Annotated in this window: 18 protein-coding genes and 4 pseudogenes; 12 read left to right on the top strand and 10 right to left on the bottom strand. The window is 68.1% G+C overall.

Features of this window, described 5'->3' with window-relative positions; genetic code table 11:
• The first annotated feature begins 44 nt into the window (after positions 1-44).
• Together ACGFWE_RS41370 and ACGFWE_RS41365 are read left to right on the top strand one after the other, a co-directional pair.
• On the top strand, positions 45-977 hold the full coding sequence (locus ACGFWE_RS41370; RefSeq protein ID WP_393605661.1) for a transposase family protein: 933 nt from the start codon (positions 45-47) through the stop codon (positions 975-977).
• A 99-nt stretch (positions 978-1,076) separates the two neighbouring features.
• Positions 1,077-1,477, top strand: a pseudogene (locus ACGFWE_RS41365) (transposase family protein); the annotation flags it as partial.
• Positions 1,478-1,538: 61 nt separating this feature from the next.
• Here the strand turns inward: ACGFWE_RS41365 and ACGFWE_RS41360 are convergent.
• From ACGFWE_RS41360 to ACGFWE_RS41345, 4 genes and pseudogenes are all read right to left on the bottom strand, one after another.
• A complete protein-coding gene (locus ACGFWE_RS41360) occupies positions 1,539-1,997 on the bottom strand; it encodes a GNAT family N-acetyltransferase (protein WP_393605659.1) in 459 nt (152 codons plus the stop codon).
• A gap of 86 nt (positions 1,998-2,083) precedes the next feature.
• Positions 2,084-2,694 (bottom strand): annotated as a pseudogene (locus ACGFWE_RS41355) (replication initiator); the annotation flags it as partial.
• Positions 2,664-2,861 carry a hypothetical protein gene (locus ACGFWE_RS41350; RefSeq protein ID WP_393605657.1) on the bottom strand — a complete coding sequence of 66 codons (198 nt, stop codon included), beginning with the start codon at positions 2,859-2,861 and terminating at the stop codon, positions 2,664-2,666. The pseudogene ACGFWE_RS41355 and the gene ACGFWE_RS41350, both read right to left, overlap by 31 nt.
• A 126-nt stretch (positions 2,862-2,987) precedes the next feature.
• Entirely contained in the window at positions 2,988-3,542 is a 555-nt protein-coding gene (locus tag ACGFWE_RS41345; protein WP_393605655.1) for an ATP-binding protein, read from the bottom strand.
• 192 nt (positions 3,543-3,734) lie between these two features.
• Between ACGFWE_RS41345 and ACGFWE_RS41340 the strand changes: the two genes are divergently transcribed.
• Entirely contained in the window at positions 3,735-3,971 is a 237-nt protein-coding gene (locus ACGFWE_RS41340; RefSeq protein WP_393605653.1) for a DUF397 domain-containing protein, read from the top strand.
• An 89-nt stretch (positions 3,972-4,060) separates the two neighbouring features.
• Positions 4,061-4,975, top strand: coding sequence for a helix-turn-helix domain-containing protein (locus tag ACGFWE_RS41335; RefSeq protein WP_393605651.1), 915 nt, complete (start codon positions 4,061-4,063; stop codon positions 4,973-4,975).
• A gap of 41 nt (positions 4,976-5,016) precedes the next feature.
• On the opposite strand, the gene ACGFWE_RS41330 is transcribed toward ACGFWE_RS41335, so the two are convergent.
• The 4 genes from ACGFWE_RS41330 to ACGFWE_RS41315 form a co-directional block, all read right to left on the bottom strand.
• Positions 5,017-5,820, bottom strand: a complete 804-nt coding sequence (locus tag ACGFWE_RS41330; protein WP_393605649.1) for an SAM-dependent methyltransferase — start codon at positions 5,818-5,820, stop codon at positions 5,017-5,019.
• Between the two features lie 101 nt (positions 5,821-5,921).
• Complete coding sequence (locus tag ACGFWE_RS41325) at positions 5,922-6,407, bottom strand: hypothetical protein (protein ID WP_393605647.1); 486 nt, start codon at positions 6,405-6,407, stop codon at positions 5,922-5,924.
• The gene (locus tag ACGFWE_RS41320; RefSeq protein ID WP_393605645.1) at positions 6,404-7,312 is read right to left on the bottom strand and encodes a helix-turn-helix domain-containing protein; all 909 of its coding nucleotides are present in this window, start codon (positions 7,310-7,312) and stop codon (positions 6,404-6,406) included. Before ACGFWE_RS41320 ends, ACGFWE_RS41325 begins: the two co-directional genes overlap by 4 nt.
• 292 nt (positions 7,313-7,604) lie before the next feature.
• On the bottom strand, positions 7,605-7,862 hold the full coding sequence (locus tag ACGFWE_RS41315; protein ID WP_393605643.1) for a hypothetical protein: 258 nt from the start codon (positions 7,860-7,862) through the stop codon (positions 7,605-7,607).
• A gap of 811 nt (positions 7,863-8,673) precedes the next feature.
• On the opposite strand from ACGFWE_RS41315, the gene ACGFWE_RS41310 reads away from it, so the two are divergent.
• The 3 genes from ACGFWE_RS41310 to ACGFWE_RS41300 are packed head-to-tail and all read left to right on the top strand — an operon-like array spanning position 8,674 to position 12,111.
• Positions 8,674-9,273: a helix-turn-helix domain-containing protein gene (locus tag ACGFWE_RS41310; RefSeq protein ID WP_393605641.1), complete on the top strand. Its 600-nt coding sequence runs from the start codon at positions 8,674-8,676 to the stop codon at positions 9,271-9,273.
• Between the two features lie 22 nt (positions 9,274-9,295).
• Entirely contained in the window at positions 9,296-11,392 is a 2,097-nt protein-coding gene (locus ACGFWE_RS41305) for a hypothetical protein (RefSeq protein WP_393605639.1), read from the top strand.
• A complete protein-coding gene (locus ACGFWE_RS41300) occupies positions 11,392-12,111 on the top strand; it encodes a helix-turn-helix domain containing protein (RefSeq protein WP_393605637.1) in 720 nt (239 codons plus the stop codon). The genes ACGFWE_RS41305 and ACGFWE_RS41300 overlap by 1 nt, the downstream gene beginning before the upstream one ends.
• A 418-nt stretch (positions 12,112-12,529) precedes the next feature.
• Here ACGFWE_RS41300 and ACGFWE_RS41295 read toward each other — a convergent pair whose 3' ends face one another.
• Positions 12,530-13,114 carry a hypothetical protein gene (locus ACGFWE_RS41295; protein WP_393605635.1) on the bottom strand — a complete coding sequence of 195 codons (585 nt, stop codon included), beginning with the start codon at positions 13,112-13,114 and terminating at the stop codon, positions 12,530-12,532.
• Between the two features lie 208 nt (positions 13,115-13,322).
• Positions 13,323-14,354 carry a hypothetical protein gene (locus ACGFWE_RS41290; protein ID WP_393605633.1) on the bottom strand — a complete coding sequence of 344 codons (1,032 nt, stop codon included), beginning with the start codon at positions 14,352-14,354 and terminating at the stop codon, positions 13,323-13,325.
• Positions 14,355-14,530: 176 nt separating this feature from the next.
• On the opposite strand from ACGFWE_RS41290, the gene ACGFWE_RS41285 reads away from it, so the two are divergent.
• The 5 genes and pseudogenes from ACGFWE_RS41285 to ACGFWE_RS41265 all read left to right on the top strand — a co-directional run.
• Positions 14,531-14,794 carry a helix-turn-helix transcriptional regulator gene (locus tag ACGFWE_RS41285; protein ID WP_366633979.1) on the top strand — a complete coding sequence of 88 codons (264 nt, stop codon included), beginning with the start codon at positions 14,531-14,533 and terminating at the stop codon, positions 14,792-14,794.
• Between the two features lie 571 nt (positions 14,795-15,365).
• Complete coding sequence (locus ACGFWE_RS41280; RefSeq protein ID WP_393605631.1) at positions 15,366-15,842, top strand: hypothetical protein; 477 nt, start codon at positions 15,366-15,368, stop codon at positions 15,840-15,842.
• Positions 15,839-17,308, top strand: a complete 1,470-nt coding sequence (locus ACGFWE_RS41275; protein WP_393605629.1) for a UvrD-helicase domain-containing protein — start codon at positions 15,839-15,841, stop codon at positions 17,306-17,308. Before ACGFWE_RS41280 ends, ACGFWE_RS41275 begins: the two co-directional genes overlap by 4 nt.
• A 76-nt stretch (positions 17,309-17,384) precedes the next feature.
• Positions 17,385-18,235, top strand: a pseudogene (locus ACGFWE_RS41270) (IS5 family transposase).
• Positions 18,236-18,237: 2 nt separating this feature from the next.
• Positions 18,238-18,420: pseudogene (locus ACGFWE_RS41265) on the top strand (IS3 family transposase); the annotation flags it as partial.
• Positions 18,421-18,995 lie beyond the last annotated feature (575 nt).

The raw sequence follows: 18,995 nt of genomic DNA, 5'->3' as shown, positions 1-18,995 counted from the left end.
GGCGGTGAGGCGTCGCGTTCTCGATCGTCGATCATGAACGTGTGATGGGGAACGTGTCTCGTGCAGCGATCATCAGCAATCGCAGGATCACGGGCCTGTCGGCCGACGTGCTTGCTGAACTCGTCGCTGAAGTAGGCCCGTTGTGGCACGAGCGGCACCAGGCCAAGCTCGCGTCCCGGCCACGGAAGCGGGCGGTGGGCGCCGGCGCGAAGCATCAGCTGGTGTTCGTCGACCGTCTCCTGGCCACGCTCGTACATCTCCGTCACGCCACCACGCACGACGTGCTGGCCTGCTGGTTCGGCGTCGACCGCTCCACCATCACCCGGGCCATCGGTGAGATGCGGCCTCTGCTCGCCGAGCGAGGCTGCACGATCACCCCCGGAGTGCGGCTCCGGACACTCACCGAGGTCGTCGACCATCTCGGCGCCAGCGGGAAGACCGGCATCATCGACGGCACCGAGATACGAGTCAGGCGCCCGGCCGCCGGACGCAAAGACCGGGAGAAGTTCATCTCCGGCAAGAGCAAGCAGAACGCGGTAAAGACCATGGTCGTCACGGATGGCGACGGCCGGATGCTGTTCTGCAGCCCGACTGAGCACGGCAGCTGCGCGGACATCACTCATGCCCGCCAGTTAGGGCTGGTCAGGCTCTTGGAGGGCGGCCCGGCAGCCGAGATTCTCGCGGATGCCGGCTACCAGGGCCTGGGAGCCCAGACCGGCGGGCGTGTGGTGACACCACCGCACCGCAAGTTCAAGAAGAACGCCCCGGACTGGTACGAGGAGATGCACGAGCGCCAGCGCAAAGCCCACTCCTCGCGGCGCATCCGCGTCGAGCACGGCATCGCGCACCTGAAGAACTGGCGGGCGCTGGCCCGCCACCTTGGCCGCCGAGAGCACATCAGCGACACCGTGCAAGCCGTCGCCGCCCTGTTGTCCCACCAGCAGATCGCGGACCTGATCCCGGCACGAACGATGTGAAACGCCGAGCCACACCCCGGCTCACGACGCCTCACCGCCTACTGCGCACGAGCTCGTAAAGCGCGTTGCAGAATGCCGTGATCAGGGCATTTCCCTTGTATGCGTGGAGTGTTGAGGGCTGATCTGTTGTGGGCGGAGACGTTCACGGGGCTGCGGATGACGCAGTTCGAGCGTTGCTGAAGGCGGTGCGGGAGCGAGGTGGCGATGGGCCGCGGATCGGCCGGCCGTGGTGTCTGCCCCTTGCCGACCGGGTGCTGGTGGTAGCGGTCTACTACCGGACGAACCTCACCATGCGGCGGCTCGCGCCGCTGTTCGGTATCTCGCCGGCGACCGTGTGCCGGGGCATCCAGCGGCTCGGGCCCCTCCTCGCGATCGCGCCGACCTCGCGTCCGGCCGGTGCCGCGGACCGGTTGTGGATCGTCGACGGCACCCTGGTCCCGGCCCGCGACCGCAAGGTCGGCGCCTCGAGCCGCAACTACCGGTTCTCCGCGAACGTGCAGCGTCCCCGCGCCGACGCGGCATGACCGGATCAGTGGAGTCTGTGGCCCGCCGGGACGCGGTTCACCGTGCACCGTCCGGTGTCCAGCGCAGGGTCATGTCGGGCAGGTTCTCCATGTTCCGGTGGCCGTCGCTGGTGTCGAGGACCGTGAAGCCGTGGAGCTCGTAGAACGCGCGGGCATCGGTGTTCTGCTGGAAGACGTGCAGGGACACCCCGTCAGGGCTGTGCCGTCTGACCTGGTCGAGCAGGAGTGTGCCGATGCCCCGGCGGCGGACCTCCGGTCGCAGATAGAGGTGTTCGAGCATGTCCCCCTCAAGGGCGGCATAGCCGACGATCTCTCCATCGCGCACCGCCACCCACGTCCGGCACGACGTGAGCAGGACATCCTCGACCCACCGGGTGACCTGGTCGTGACTGCGCTTCTGCGGCGGCAGATACGGCATGGTCGCCACCCGGGAAATCATGTGGATGCGTGCGATCACCGGCGCGTCTGCCGTGTCCGCGAGTCTGATCTCTGTCATGCCGACATCACTCACGGCAGGAACCTACAGGGCCGGCCGAAACACAGGCCAACGGATAACCCGGCGAACCTTCCCGGTCACAGCACTAGCTGCTGACCCCAGTCGAGTTCACGTTCGCCGACCGCGTCAGAGTCGATGGAGATGCGGGCGCGTGGCGCGGCGGCACGGACCGTGTCGGTGAGCACGGCGACGGTGGCGTACGGCGCTGGGGGTTGGGGGGCTGCCGTCAGGTTCGTCGAGGTGGATCACGGCGTGGAAGTAGACCAGGCCGCGCTTCTGATACTCGGCGACCTTGGCGAAGGAAACCCGCACCACGGCGCGGTCGGGCCTTCTGGGTAAGGCCGAGTCGGATGGCGATCTCCAGGTGCAGGTAGGTGGTGAAGCGGGCCCACGGGGCTCCGGCGTGGGCGTTGAAGAGGACCGCGCCCGCATAGTCGTACGTCGCCGGATTGAGCGGCGTACCGAGCAGCGGGTCCGTGGGTTCGTGGCGGATGCCGCAGTGACAGGGCCGGGTGTCGGGACGGTTGTGGACGGAACCGAAGGAGGGTGCGGTGAGGGTGACGAAGACGCGGAGGTGGGTGCGGACGGTGTCGGGCATGTTCGTGTCCAGTACCACCCCAAGAAGAGGGAATGAACGACGAGCCCTGAGACGGCAATGGGATGCTGTCAACCATCCCGTGACGGCACGCGCGCTGCCAACTCGGCGGCGAAGTGGCGGGCCTGGGCAGCCCAGTCGTCTTCTATCGCGCTGAAGTGGTGCAGCACATCCAGCAGTTCGTGCGCCTCCGACAGCGTGAACAAGGCCAGACGCGGTTCGGTCAGCTCCGGCATGGAGCAGTGGGCATCGAGGAGATCGTCGTTCATGTACAGCCAACGCGGAGCGGAGGCTACGGTTACGGGCCTGCCGCGCTACTGCCCATCCCGCCGCATGCAGTGTTGGCCATGGGCGAGCCGAAACTCCTGAGCATCGGCTCACCTGGGTAAAGCCAGTTATGCCGCTGGCAGTGCCACGCGCGCCCACACGGATTTTCCCTGGGCTTGGGGGGCTGTGGTCCAGCCCCAGGTGTTGCTGAGGGCGTCCACGATGGGCAGTCCGCGGTGGTGTTCGGCCCATGGCTGAGGGGCGGTGAGCCTGGGGCTGAGTTGGCTGGGGTCGCGTACGACACACAGCAGGGTGCGCGGACGCAGAGTAAAAGCCAGCCATACCCCCGCTTGTTCACCGTCGGCTGTGGCTGTGTCGGGCCTGCCGTGGCGGACGGCGTTGGCGACGAGTTCGGAGGCGATCTGGACCGCGTCATCGCAGATGCTGTGCAAATTCCAGCGGCGTACGGTCTGCCGGGTGAACTGCCGCGCAATGTAGCAGCAGTGGTGGGATGCGACGGGAATGCGGCGGGCGGCGAAGGGAGTGCTGCCCAGGCCCGAACGGACGGCGAGGTTGGGGGTGGAGGCCAGTGGCTCGCCGAGGAACAGCAGTTGCCGTCTTCGGCTGTCGTGCGTGGCAGACGTGGACTGTGGCTGGAATGGGCCCTCACCTTGTGGCGTCATCGTCCGTCCCCCGGAACTGGTGCCGTGCTGAAGAGCACGACGTGCCGTCGTGCCCGTCACTATTCCGGTCCGCTCCTCGTTCCTGCAAGCGCGGCTCTGCAATTGCAGAGCCCAGGTATTCGTACAGGCAGTCGGCCGGGACGGACAAGATCCGGCTGGTGTCGGGTGCGACTCGGAGGGGCATGGTGAGATATGCAGCGGGTGGAAAACGGTGTCAGCGCAGGCGCGATCGAAGAGGCGCGTTGGCGCAAGAGCCGCCGCAGCGGGGGAAACGGCAACTGCGTAGAAGTTGCCCGTCTCTCCAGCGGGCAGGTGGCGATGCGCAACTCCCGGTTCCCCGACGGTCCAGTCCTCGTTTATACGCGCGAGGAGATCGAGGCCTTCCTCGGTGGCGTCAAGGATGGTGAGTTCGATTTCACCCTTTCGTGACCGAAAGTAAAGATATGGCCACTCCCTGACGCGGCCGCGTTCCGGCTGCCATACTCGGGATTCTCAAACAGTCCCATAGGAGTGCCCGTATGGCAGCCGATCGTCAGGCGCCGTCGATCCTTGGATTTCCGCACCGCCCGGAGTGGGGGCCGGCCGCACACCGCAAGGCGCTCGCCGGGCACCTGCGTCGCTGCCGAGACCACGCGGGGCTCGCCCCCCGGCAGGCTGCCCGGTGCATCCACGCCTCCGAAGCGACGATCAGCCGCATGGAAACCGGCCGGACAGCGTTCAAGCCCCTTGAGGTGGAACGGCTCCTGGACGCCTACCGGGTGAGTGATCCGCTCGAGCGCGCCAGGATCGCCGACCTGGTCCAGGAAGCGGCCAAACCCGAGGCGTGGCAGCCCTACGCCCATGCCGCACCCCTGGACCTGCGCCCGCTGCTGGCCATGGAACCGGCTGCCCGCCGCATCATCTCCTACGAACCTCAACTGGTGCCCGGCTGGCTGCAGACCGAGGAGTACGCCGAGACTGTGATTCGGGCCGTCCACCCCACAAAGCCGGCCAGGGAAATCGCCGAGCGCGCGGCCCTGCGGCTGCAGCGCATCGAGATGCTGCGCCGTGCCGAGTCACCGCCGGTCCTGCTGGCGGTGATGGACTCCGAGGTGTTCCGCCGCCCGGTTGGCACACCAGGGGTGATGTACCGGCAGATCAAGCATCTGCTCGCACTGTTGGAGGAACTGCCCTACCAGCTCCATCTCCAGATCGCCCCGCTGAGCGTGGGCGCCGCCGGGGCCATCGGGCACCCGGTCGTACATCTGCGGTTCTTCACCCCGGAATACCTGCCCGACCTGGTCTACCTCGAGCAGTACGAAACAGCCGTCTACCGGGAGAAGCCCTCGGAGTCGGAGCGCTACCAGGCCATCCTGAACAACCTGTGCGGCGTGGCCAACCCGGCCGAGCAGACACCGGCGCTGCTGGAACAGGCACTGGCCTCCTGGCGCTGACACGCCGCGCCGACAGGACAGCCCCGCGTTCGGCGCGGCGCTCAGCGCCTCACGAAGCCCACCCCCCCGTACTCCTCCCATTCCCAACTGAGCTGGGCGGGCACGTCGTCCGGGCGGGAGCGCCACGTGGAGACCTCCACCAGACCCGGTTCGATCATCTCCAGAGGTGCGCAGAAGTCGGCCACGTCCTTCTTCTCCCGCACCCGGCCCCAGTGGCCCTGGGTCTGCTCGTCCATGAAACCGCTGACGAAGTCACGGACCTGGGCGGATTCGCTGACGAGCTGGCAGACCACCATCATGCTGCCTGGCGGCAGCCGGTCGGCGACCCGGGCAATGAGCTCCGCCGGCCCGTCGCGGTCCGCGATGCAGTGCAGCACCGACACAAACAGCGCCGCCACCGGCTCGTGGGGATCGATGAGCCGGCGTACCGGTTCGCTGGAGAAGATCTCGTCGGTCTCCCTCATGTCCGCCTGGAGCACGGCGGTGTTCTCATTGCTCGCTAGCAGCACACCGCCGATCGTGCGGACGATGGGATCGCTGTCGATGTAGACCACTCGGCTGGCAGGATCCACCCGCTGCGCGATCTCATGGACGTTGTCCTGCGTGGGCAGCCCCGAACCGTGGTCGATGAACTGCCGGATACCGTACTTAGTCGCGAGGACCTGCACCACGCGGCGCAGGAACTCCCGGTTGTTCAGGGCCAGTTCCCGCATGCTGGGCACGTGTTTGAGTAGCTCTTCGCAGGCCGCGCGGTCTGCGGGGTAGTTGTCCTGGCCGCCCAGGAGGCTGTCGTACATGCGGGCCACACTCGGAATCGTGACGTCCACCCCGTACGGCAAGCTCACGCGGTTTCCCCTCCTGCCCCCACACGCCTGCACGGCGTGCTCCCTTATTGGACGGAGTGTAGGGACAGATCGTGGCGGCACGCTGAGCAACGGTCGGAAAGTCACTCCTGCGGGGCGCGCGGCGGCAGGCTGGGAAGGTTTTCCGGGCGTACCCCGAGTACCTCGGCGATGCGCTCAGGGCTCAGCTGCATCTGCTCGTGCAGAAAGTGCGCATCGTGCTGCAGCGCCTGCACAGCCTGGCTGGCCGGGACGGCGGTCGGGCCACAGCCCAGGGCGCGGTCGATGTGGTCGTGCAGAATGCGCCAGGCTGCGGCGGCGGGGCCGGCACCGCCCAGGATTGCGGTCCAGGACACGGCCAGCTCGGTGAACGCCGCCATGACGGCCGCCTCGGCCGCGGCGCTGCGGCCGAGGCGCAGCGCCGCGTACTGCAGGTACGGCTCATAGTGGCGTTCACGGAAGGCCGTATAGGCCGCCAGCGCGGTGCGCTGCGCCCGATCCTGCGGTGGGCGAACGAGGGCATGGCGCCCTGCGGCGACGGCGGCCGGCGCCGCCTGCGGGCAGCGGTCAACAGGGCGGTCTGTGCTCACGGCTCCTCTTCCGGCACGGCGATGTGCGCTCTGCCTTCCGGCAGGCGGGGGTCGTCGCACATCAGGAAGGAGTAATGCACGGCCTCCCACAACGGCTTGAAATCGAGCGGACGGCCCCCGAGCGCGCACACAAGGGCGGCCAGCACCTCCCATTCCGGCACGTCGATGCCTGCCAGGACACGGCGCGCCTGCAGCGCACTCACCGTTTTCGCACTGAGGCGCTCAATGCGTTCCGCAGGAGGAGACTTGGCCGCCCGGTGCAGCCCGCGTACCGCAGCGTGCAACTGCGCGATGGCGGCAGCAATGGGCTGACGCCCCTGTGCCGTCATTCCGTGCGCCGCTTCGAACATCACGCGCAGTTCGGCCGGGTCGGCGCCGAAGAGGGTCGCCAGTGAGCACGTCAGGTCCCAGGTGGGCAGCCGGTCCCCGGACAGGACGCGAGAGATGAACGACGGCGAGAGCATCGTGGAGTCGGCCACCTCCCGGATGGCCAGGCCGCTGGCTGTCTGCAGTTGCGTCAGCGCCGACGCCAGCTGGCTGGCGGGGGAGACCGTTTCGGAGCCAGGGTCGCCGACTGGATCCTCCGGCCCGTCGGCGGACCGGGCAGACTGCAGACCACGCCACCGAGCGGGAGCGGCCCGTTTCTCGTTGGCATGGAGGTCCATCATCCGGGCCACCCGCTCGGGCCCCCACCGCGCCCGTGCCGTCTCCGGAGCTACGTGCGCGGCTTTGGCTACCGATTCCCATTTCTCACCCCGGTGGCGGGCGTCCTGCACCGCAGCCGCGGTATAGATATCCAGCTCCCGGCGGATTGCTTCGGTTCTCTCCAGAAGCGTGGCGAGCTCCTCCTGGCGCATCTCGCTGTCCAGCAGCTGCTGTGCCAGCCTGCGGACCTCGGCAGCCACCGTTGCACCCACAGGCCCCTGCACGGCAGTGACCGGGGCCTTGCGCGTCTGCCGGTTGCGCTGAGCTCGCCGACGGCAGGCAGTGCAGCAATAGCGGCGTCGCCGCCCGGCCCCCGTGTTCTGCACCATCGGGCCCTCACAAACCGGACACCGCTCCGGCTGCGACCGATCAGTAGGCACCTCGAAATCCCATCTCCTGTTCCCCCGCCGACGGGCACACCCGCCGGCGCCAGCGGACACCGGGCTCCGGGTGGCCGGCGGTTCTCGCACCCCGGCCACCCGCAGCGGCGGTTCAGTCCCGTCGTGCCCAGAGGAATTCGATTCGCGAGGTGCGCGCTGCCCCCGCCGCGACGGCGGCGAACGCCACGCATGCGGCAGCGGGCCACCGCCCCGCGGACGGCAGGACAAAGGACAAAACCAGCACCACGACAGGGCCGAAGCCGACCGTGACAGCCAGGGCACGCAAGCGTGCGTAATACCGACCGGCATTGCTACCGTCCAGAGGCGTCCGGGACACCACGGTGCCCTGGACGACATTGGGGTCAGTCATCTTTCTCCTTTGCGGAATTGACGGCTGGTCAAAATGCGCAGGGGTCCTGGTCTGTTGGTGCCATCCTGTGGACCAGGGCCCCTATCTCGCCGTGACCTTAGCGTGCTCATGGATCGCGCGGCCAATAGAGTGAGGCCTTAACGGAATATCCAGACGCATCGATGTGCGAAACACCCTTGGAAAGCAAGAATCTGCCCGAATAAGCCTGGTCGGAACCGAAGAACGGCTATGCGTGATCGAAATTGATCACTTCTGCCTGCAAGGTTTCTGATACACCGTTTACCGGCGCGTGAAAAATCAGATGGGGCGCACCCCGGCGCGCCTCGCAGGACGCGCACGCTCCCCGTTGTCTCCAGCGCCCGGTGGCATCCCCCGGGCCGGGAAGCTCTGACGGAGACGCTTGGCCGTGCCATGCGGGCCGCTGCGACGCGGTCAGCAAAATCAGAGCCACCGCCCGGCATGCATCGGCAGGCGAGCGGCTGGGCAAGGCAGGCCCCCTTCCTGCCTGCCGGTTCTCACCGCTGCAGCCTTGACTCTTGTCGCAGGACAGAGTGTCGACGGGCTGCTCTGGAGCGAGGAGGTTGCGTCGTCGAACCAGGCGCCGCCCCCGTACCGGCTGACGCCGACAGAACCGCCCGGGTGTCGAGCCGCAGTGTCCGCAAGCCTGTGCCGACTACTGCGGAGCGGCCAGGTCAAGCCGTCGGCCCGGCGGGCGTGCTGTAGCGCTCGCGGTGGCGGTTTGACGGCCCCTCACTTGCCGAGTAGCTTACATGCCTAATCAGATATCAGATCAGGGATGGAGGTTGAGGAGGTGCTGCTGACCACCGGGCAGGCCGCGGAAGAGCTCGGATGTGCAACCACTACCTTCCGGCGGCTTATCTCAGCCGGACTGCTGCCGGGCCTGTCCCGCCGCGGCGTGCGCGTCATGGTCCCGCTCGATGTCGTCCAGGCGCTGCAGGTACGCAGGCAGGCGCCGCTCAGCCAGCTGCAGGCCAGGGAAATCGCCGTGCTGCGAGTCGACGCGGCCCGGCCGACTGATGAACCGGAGCGCTCCTGGCTCGGTTTCGCCGCCAGCCTTCCACCCGATGACCTGCTGAAGGCGCTGCGGGGCTGGTGGCGATGCGACGCGGCAAGCGCCGCGGCCGGGGGAGTCCTGCCGGTCACCTTGTCCGGCTACGTTGTAGCAGTCCTGACCGGGCTCGAGCGGTGGGAGAAAAACCCCGAAGGTCGACATGCCTTCCCCGACGCCCGCCTTGCCGGCTACGTCACCGACCTGGCCACTCCGCACACACCGATTACCTCCAGTCTCGACAGCGACCGCCGCCTCGCCGAGCTGCTGTTGGGCACCCGGCTTCCCTCCCACTCGGGCGGTGCCATCGCCTACGTCACCACCCACACCACCGTTGGCTGAACACCCCGACAAGGAACGCCCGATGGACGCACAGAGCTACAGCACCGCGCTTGCCGATCTGCGCACCCTGCGGGACCAGATCAAAAAGACCCGGGCCGCGCTGGCGAAGCAGGAAGCGGACCGGGACAAACTGATCATCCAGCTGGCCGCCTACGAGAAGGCCAAGGCAGAGCGGATCGCCCCCGCGGCCGGACTGGGCGTCACCGACGTCGTCGCCCTCGTCCCCGCCCTGGCCCCCGACAGCCTTGCGGTGGACAACGCCCCGCAGCCGCAGCGGTTTGAGCAGTCCGCGGCCCAGGCCACTGCTGAATCCGCACCGCCCCCGCCGCAGCACGCAACAGCCCCCGCGATGGCCACTGCTTCTGCCCGTTCTGCTCCGCCACCGGCCCCGGCCGAAGCCGCAGTATCCGAACCGCCTGCAGCCCCCCAGGCACCGCGAAGTCTGCCTTCTATCCCTGCGGGCACGAGCGGTGATGCATGGTTCTTCCATGCCTCCGGTCTGGCCTCCACCCGGCCCAACTTCATCCAGCAGGCACGCTCGACCGTCTTCCTGGACACCAACACCGGCGTCCTGGTGCACCGCGACCAGACCCACCACCTCGACCTCGCCAGCCGGTCTGCCGCAAACATCCTCACGGCCGTCTTCCACGCCATCCCTGAAGGCGTGGAACGGATCTACATCACCGCCGGCGACCCCTGGCACCGAGAATCGGCACGCTACCCCTACCTGCGCGACGCCGTCGCCGCCTGGCTCAGCGCCCCGATCCCGGGCTGGCGCACCGACACCGGCCGTGGCCGCGACCGCATGGCCGGGCACTTCGTCCACGCCCGCCATCCCGTCGGCCGCTACCAGCGGGAACACGGCGACAGCCATGTGGAAATCCGCTCCGTGGGGGAGTGGTTCGACCTTGATGGCGACACCCCGCACACCGTCCGCGATGCTTTCGTCCTGCTGTGGCAGGCGCTGCGCCGACACTGGAGCGACGCGGTCCTTATGGGCTCCCCCTCGCAGACCGGCCGCGACCTGTGGACCCGCACCATTCCCACCCGCGGCCAGCACGCCGACGGGTTCCCCGTGCTGTCGGAGGAACTGCGCGGTCTGCTGCACGCCACCGCAGGACAGGGCCGCAATGAACTGATCATCCCGCCCCGGGTGCCCGAGCAACTGCCTGGGCTCGTGGAGTACGACCGCACCTTCGCCTATGCCAAGCACACCTGGAAGTCCCCGGTCGGCACGCCCCGCCGCATCACCGCCGCCACGTTCGCTTCCTGGTCGCAGAAGGAGCAGATGCGGGCCCTGTACGGGTGCGGGCACTGGCAGGTCCGCGTGACGGTTCCCGCCAACTGGAACCACGTCGGCCTGCTGCCCGCTCCCGCCCCCGACGACCGCGCCTGGCACTACCCGGCTGAAGGCGGCACCACCTTCACCACCTGGGCCGGCGGCCCCGAACTGCACACCGCACTGACCAACCCGATCCAGCCATGGAAGATCGAAATCCTCGACGGCATCCTGTGGGAGGACGGCAAACCACTGGACGACTGGGCGAAGAAGCTCAAGGAGACCTGGACCAACCTCTCCGCCCAGGCCCACTTCCAGGGCAACCCCGAGCAGGCCCGCGCCGCGCACCTCGCCTCCCGCGCGGTGCGCTCCATCCTGCTGTACGGCATCGGCTCGTTCGCCCAGCGGCCCCGCATGGTCACCGGCACCACCCCTCGCACCCTGGAGCGCGATGTGCCGTCGGACGCGGAGATCATCGGCTTCAACGACGAGCTGATCACCTGGCAGAAGCCCACCGGCTTCGCCCGTGACCCCAACGCCCACCCCGAATGGGCCGCCGCGATCTGGTCCGCAGCACGCGCCGCCCTGCTCACCCAGCGCCACCGCGACGACGACACCTACGTCGGCGCCCTGCACACCCCGCCCGGCACCGTGATCGCTTTCCGCACCGATGCCCTCTACCTCACCCAGCCCCACAACTGGCCCCACCATCACCAACCCGGCGACTACCTCCTGCGCGGCCACCTCGACGGCCCGCTGACAGCGCCCACCACGGAGGAAGAACTCCTCACTCTGCGGGATGCCGGACGTGCCGCCCTCATCACCGGCCAGGAGGCCTGATGCCGCCCCGCCCTCGCCGACGCCGTGCGCCCCAAGGGCAGCTGAACGAGGCCGCCCAGCTCGCCGACCGCCTCCAGCAGGCCGGCTACACCAAACGCGACATCGCCCGCATCATCGACCGCGACCCCTCCCTGGTCTCGCAGTTCTACACAAAGAACAAAGGCGCGGCCTTCGTCACCGCCCTCCGCGAAGTCCTCACCGCCATCGAGGCCGGCGGCATCACCGACCTGCCCGACCTCGCCGCCATCGCCGCCCGCCACACCCACCGGCGCACCACCGCCTCCGGCACCCGCGCCCGAGTGCGTGCCAAGGCCCTCCTGATCACCCGCACTGGCACCGGCACCGGCCGCGCCGGAGTCCAGGCCATCGCCTCCGGCTCCACCCGCCTGCGCCCCCTGATCGCCGAAGCCGCCCGCCACGGGCTGCGCCTGGCCTTCACCGTCCGCCTCGCCAAAGCCGGCTACCTGCACCCCTCCGGCAGCCGCACCGACTCACCCGGCATCCGCCGCGACGTCATCCAACGCGCCGACCACACCGAGGAACGCTCCTACGGCTCCGCCCAGACCGGCGGCTTCGACGCCGCCGACTTCGCCCGCCGCGTGGACGCCGCTGGCGGCGACGTCACCGCAGCCGTCCACCAATGGCTCGTGGAGACCGGCCGTATCCGCCCGGACGCCCAGATCCTCCACCTCGAAATCCGCACCTGGCGCCCACGCTGACAAGGACGCCCGCCAGCTGCCCCGCACGGCCCGAGTACACGTTTTCGGCGTCGGATTCCTCTCCTTGGTGACAGCGCACCCAAGTCTTGGAATGCCAACGCCGTGACAGCACAGCGGAGTTGGATGATAGTGGGCTCCTGGTCGGCGGCCGCCTTTGCGCTACCGCACGGACCTGCGGATACCTGCTCAGAGAGCGTATGAGAGCAGTACCGCGCCGCAACGTTTGCTCCTGAAGCCGCCATACGGCTTGTTCGCGAGGACAGACCGCGAACGGGCTTCACACCGAGCGGAGCCTGCCCGGGCCCCGCCCTCCAGCCCAGGAGGGCAGGGCCCGGGGGCGGGGCGCGGAACGGGTGAGGAGCTTCAGCTGAACCCACAGTATGTGGCGGCCCGACGAGGCGGCGGATCCGTGACGCTGTCAGACGGACTGCTCGCCGGAGTCGGCCGATGCGGCTGTGTCGGGGGTGGTGTAGTAGACGGACTTGCCCTGCTTGGTGCGCTGGGCCTGGTTCTTGGCCACGAGCCCTTCGAGGGTGGTGCGCACGACGGTGGTCTTGACGGTGCGCTCGGGATGCAGTTGTTCTAGCGCGGTGGTGATCTCGGCAGCGGAGCGCGGTTCGCTCTGGCCTGTCAGGTGTTCGCGCACGAGGTCGACGAGTTTGGGAGATGCGGACGAGGCGGCCGATGCCTTGGCAGCGGTCTTCGTACCGGTTCGCTTCCTGGGCGCGGCGGACTGCCTGGCCGTGCTCGGTGTGCCCGTTGTCTTCTTGCGTGCGGCAGGAACCGACACGGTGGATTCAGCTGCGGGCGCGGTAGTCGGCGCAGGGACACCGAGGGCCTGCTGGAGGTTCACCAGGACGGTGTGGTCGCGCTGTACAGAGGCCAATCGCGCCTGGAGTACTTCGATTTCACCGCTGAGGTGTTCTTGCTCCTTCAGGTTGCGTTCGAGGTCACTGGCCACTTGCGCGCTGTACTGCGAAGTCAACTCGGTGGTTTCGGACATGGTGCTCACACCTTTCCGGGGCGCTACGGGCCAGCGAGCACCCTGCTCGTGGCGTATGCGAAAGCCAACACGCATGTGCTCTTCGCCTGGTGCCCTGCAACCCGGAGCAGCCATCACCGCACAGTTGTGTTTGCAGAGATAGTACGGAAGACCTCTGCATCCTTCCCCGCCGTATGTCTGAGAGGCAGCAAGACGAGCATGACGGCGCTCAATGCGCACTGGTGTCTGCCCGGCCGAAGAGGGCCCGGTGAGGGTGAGCCGGCTGCCAGTACACCTCGTCGGTGTCCCGCTGATGGTGCCAGGCTGACAGGACGCCATCGGCCACCAGCCGGTCGAGCAGCACTTCGGTCTGCTGGGGGGAGTGCCCGCACAGGCGGGCCACGACGGCCATGTCTGCTGTGGCGCCGGCTGTAGTCGTGTGGGCAGCCAGGACCAGGGCGGTCAGACGGTCCGCGGGGTGTGCCGATGCCGCCACGGTGAACGGGGCGGGCTTGAGGGCCCAGTGGGCGGCGCGTCGGCGGGCGCTGCGCCCCGGCGCCTGGTCCAGCACGGCGTCATCGAGCAGCCGTGCCTGCAGAAAGGCGGCCCGGGGGTCGGACAGCTCGAGCCAGCCGTCCTGAGCCAGCTCCTGCCACACCTCGATGCGCCGGTGCAGCCGCATGCTGCGCAGCAGTCCGGCCGGCAGCCGCACGCAGCCGTGCGCGTTGGCCCGCAGTGCGCACTGCAGGGCCAGCAGCCGGGCGGCGGGAGACGCGACGCAGCCGAGTGCGGAGGCGAGGTAGGTGAGCATCTCCCGTACCCGTTGCGGCTCATCTGTGTGCCCCTGCGACCGGGTGGGAGCTGATGCGGCTGGCCGCCGCTGGCTGAGCAGCGTCTCCGGCACCACGGCCGTATGACTGGTCGCTGCCGCGCAGGCCGCGCAGGTGTCGGCCAGCCGCCAGGTGCGACCGCTGCGATCACGGGTCAGGGCCAGCAGCACCGGCCCGGCGCAGCCGCGATGACGCGGATGCCACACACAGCCCTGCAACCGGCACTGACAGCTGCGCAGATACACCGGCAGCGCGTCCGCACGGGCGTGGCAGGCCAGATGCGCCAGGGCGGCCGACCGTGCGGAGGCCGCGTGAAGGGGAGAGGCGGGAGCGGTACACCAAGGGCAGACCAGTGCGGGGCCGCCCGCCTGCGGACGCAGCTCCACAGTCCAGATGCGCCGCACCGCGGCATGCGCGCCGGCAAGCCTCATCGGCTGGTTGCCCTCCCGTCTGTCCGTGCCTTGGCGGGAGCCACACCATGACAAGCCCCCGAGACGGACGCACCGTAGTGCAGATTCCCGCACTACGGGCTCCTGTCAACCCACCCCCGACGAAAGTGCAGAAACCCGCACTGACGGGGCAGGGGTCTGCACCGTCGGATGGTCAGGTGACGATCTTGCCGCCCGACCCCGACCTCACCGCACTGCGCGTCGTACTCGCGCGCCTGCGGGCCGAACGCGGCTGGACCTTCGACGAACTCGCCGACCACAGCGGCCTGGCCCGGCGCACCCTCATCGACCTCGAACACGGCCGCACCACCGGCAGCGTCACCACCTGGCACACCCTCGCCCACACCTTCAACGTGCCCATCGAGCACTTCCTGGGCGCCCTGTGCGACGACCACACCCCGCCCGGCACGACCACTGCCTGAGCCATTGCTCCGTCCCGGTGCGCACCACATCACGAATCACCCGATCAGGGAATCAGGCCTAGAACAGTCATCCGCGGTAACGCTCAAGCGTACGAGCTCGCTGGGCTGACGGTGGGACATCCCTCCGACACGCTGCCTCCACCCGCGTCCCGCCTGGCACGGTCCGCGCTATGCGCCCCGCACCCACCCCCGACTGCCGTCACCAGGACGGCAGCCCTCGCGTCCCCCGCTCCCCGGCCGCCCGATGGCCAGAGCGGCGGACCCAACCATCCCGCCACCCAACTGCTGTGCTGCTATCTCGCCCAGCGGCAGTTCGCCGAGCTGCGCCGCGCTGCCCAGGCCCATCACGGCTCCTCGCCGTGCAGTACGGCCAACACCCTGTACCCGACGCCCTGACGGACGTCTGCGACCCGGACCGCCCTTCTTGCAGCGAACGGCCGCGCTGGCGCACCCCACTCTCCCGGGCACACGTCGGCGCCGCCTTGCCCGCCCGGCAATTCCTCGACCCGCCCCCGCGCGTGGCACCTGTCCCCGCCCGCCGCCCACCCGCCCGCACTGAGGGGGATGACCAGTGCCGCACCACGCCCTGGAGATCACCCTGACCCGCCCCCTCTCGGCAAACGCTCTGCACCACGCCGGGCGCCACCTGCCGCTCGCCACCAACCACGACACCACCCGCCTCATGACCCTCGTCGAAGCCAAGACCCCGCACCAGGCCGCCCACCGACTGCGCCACCGGGTCGGCGCTCTACTGCCCATCGACGTGATCACCACGCACTACCCGGATGCCGACCACACAGTGCTGCTCAACGTCGCCTTCTCGCCCGCCGCACATGACGCTCTCACCGCCGACGCCCGGCGCACCCGTCAGACACCCGAGCGCTTCCTCGAACGGGCTCTGTGCCGCGCCCTGGCCGAACACGCCGACCAGGAAATCGACCGTCTCGACCAGGCCGTACGCGAGCTACTGACCCACACCACCCCCGCCTACCTACTCTCCGCCGTGGGACACGCACTCACCCGGCTCTCCGAGAGGCCCACCTCATGAACCCGACCGACGAACAGACGGCAGCCGCCGACACCTTCCGCGCCGGCGACCACCTCGCCCTGCAGGCCGGCGCGGGCACTGGGAAGACCACCACCCTCACCTTCCTGGCCCGCACAACCACCCGCCGCGGCCGTTACGTCGCCTACAACCGGGCCATCGCCCAGGACGCCCGCACCCGCTTCCCAGGCACCGTGCAATGCAAGACCGCCCACGCCCTCGCCTACGCCGCTGTCGGCCATCGCTACACCCGCCGACTGAACGCCCCCCGCCGCCCGGCCTGGCAGACCGGACAAGCCCTCGGCATCACCAAGGCCCTCCGCATCGGCGACCGCGAGGTGACCCCAAAAGCCCTCTCCAACGCCACGCTGCGCACCGTCACCCGCTTCTGCCACACCGCCGACGAAGCCATCACCCGCCACCACGTGCCCCATCTGCGCGGCCTGGAAGACCCCGACCTCCACGCCCAACTCGCTGCCCACATCGTGCCGTTCGCCCACAAAGCCTGGACCGACCTACAACACCCCGACGACGGCGCCGTCCGCTTCGACCACGATCACTACCTCAAGATCTGGGCACTCACCCAGCCCCGCATCAACGCCGATTTCGTACTGCTGGACGAGGCCCAGGACACCAACCCCGTCGTTGAACAGATCTTCCTCGCCCAGCGCGAGCACGCCCAGCTGGTCATGGTCGGCGACTCCGCCCAAGCCATCTATCACTGGCGCGGAGCCAAAGACATCATGACCGGCTTCGACGGCACCCAGCTGACCCTGTCCCAGTCCTTCCGCTTCGGACCCGACCTCGCCGCAGAGGCCAACCGCTGGCTGCGCCTGGCCGACGCCCCGATCCGCCTCACCGGCACCCCCGCCGTTCCCACCGAACTCGGACCCATCACCCAGCCGGACGCCGTACTGTGCCGTACCAACGTCGGCGCCATGGCCCAGGTCATGACCCTCATGGCCGCCGGCCACCGAGTCGCCCTCGCCGGGGGAGGAGACAGCCTGCAAGCCCTGGCCCTCGCAGCACGCGACCTGAAGGAGGGACGCCGCACCCACCACCCCGAACTCATCCTCTTCCCCCACTGGGGCGACCTGCAGGACTACGCCGCCCACGACCCAGCCGGAAGAGACCTGCAACCCCTGGTCAACCTCGTCGACACCCACGGCACCGACGCCATCCTCACCGCCGTCGCCCACCTCGCCCCCGAACTGCACGCCCAGGTCACCGTCTCCACCGCCCACAAAGCCAAAGGACGCGAATGGCCCCGCGTCCTCATCGCCGACGACTTCGCCCGCCCTGAGAACAACACCGCCCGCGAGCGCACCGACACCACGACGCCACCTGAACCCATCGACGACGCCGAAGCACGCCTGGCCTACGTAGCCGTCACCCGCACCCGTCAACGCCTCGATCTTGGCGGCCTGTCCTGGATCCACGACCACCCCGATGGCACCCCGCCCGGCTAAGAGGGCATCTGATCTAGGTAGTTGGTGTTCTGGGATGGTTTTGTGACTGGTGTCGTTGGCGGTCGTTGGATGAGGCGTGAGTGTTCGTCGTCCGTACCGCAGTGACGTGTCCGATGCCCGCTGGGCCTTGATCGAACCGGTCTTCACCGCTTGGCGGGCGAGACGGACCGGGCCCGGCACGGCAGCCCGGGTTCACGACTTGCGAGAGATCGTCAACGCGATCCTCTATGTCAACCGCACCGGGATTCCGTGGGAGTACCTGCCGCACGACTTCCCTCCGTACAAGACCGTTTACGACTACTACGCGAAGTGGGAAGCCGACGGCACCACCCAGCTGGTCCACGACCTGTTACGCGACAAGACCCGCCGATTACATGGCCGGCGTACTGAGCCCACTGCGGCCGTGGTGGACGCTCAAAGCGTGAAGACCTCGGCAAACGTCGCCGAGTCGAGCCAGGGAATCGATGCCGGTAAGAAGATCAAAGGGCGCAAGCGGCACCTGATCACGGACACCCTCGGTCTGGTGCTGGCGGTCCTTGTCACTGCTGCGAACGTGCACGACACGACCGGCGGCAAACTCCTGCTCGACGACCTGGCCGCGGCACATCCCGTCGTGACCAAGGTCTGGGCCGACGGCGGCTATCAGAACAGCATCTCCAACCACGGCGCCCGGTTGGGCATCGACGTCGAAGTGGTGCAGCGGCCGCGAACAAAGGGGTTCGAGCCTCTACGAAGCGGTGGGTGATTGAGAGGACCTTCGGCTGGCTGATGCAGCACCGCCGCCTGACGCGGGACTACGAAGCCCTCCCACAGAGATCGAGAGCGATGATCCACTGGGCGATGGCTAACAAGATGTCCCGCAAATTGACCGGAGAATCCGCACCAACCTGGCGAATCGAAACGGACATACCGCTCGCATCCACGTGAACGTTAATCAGATGCTTAGCCTGCTGCAGAAGAACGTCCTCGACCGTCGATCGTGGACCACCCGCAAGAAACTGCGGATCGCGATCGTGACCTGGATCCAGTGGACCTACCACCGGCGCTGCAGACGAGCCTCTCTCGGTCGGCTGACCCCAATCGGATTTGAGACCTGCATGACCACACTGGCCCGTCCAGGCTGCGCGACCGAACCTGTCACCCGAACCTGCACCAGACCCGCTCATCGGCGCCTCGCTCCGGCCTGACTGTTGCTGTAGTGCCAGTGCTCAATGGCCTGGCCACGGAAGGGCGGCTCGGCTAGGGCAGCGTTTTCGACGACGACCTAAAACGAATAACCTCACACCTGAGGCGCGCCTTGTCCTCGAACGCTGGTGCAAGGCTGTACTCGATTGGCAGGCTGATGCGGGCCAGCCCCCGTGTACTGGCAGACGGGCGGCGCTCCGCCCAAGATCAGCCAGGTCGTCCGGCGGATCAGGCGGACGCTGACACTTCCGAACTCAGGTGTGGTTCCAAGAACGAAACCCGATATAGAAGCAGATGTGGAACCGGCTCCCCTGCACAGGTAGGACCAACCAGATGGATTATTCTGGGGGCTTGAAATGTGCGCCCGAAAAGTTCTAAATCTACCGTAATGTAAGGCTGTTATGGCTCGCTTACATCTCAAATCGCGTCGAGGGGGAGCTAAGTCAAGCAGATATCGGGACTAAGAGTTCAAGTAGTCAAGGGACCCTTAAAGAAGAACCCA

The sequence above is a fragment of the Streptomyces sp. NPDC048523 genome (assembly GCF_043199815.1).
In the GTDB taxonomy this organism is placed as follows: domain Bacteria; phylum Actinomycetota; class Actinomycetes; order Streptomycetales; family Streptomycetaceae; genus Streptomyces.
The sequence above is the reverse complement of the archived record's forward strand: the minus strand, read 5'-3'. Positions and strand labels throughout refer to the sequence as shown.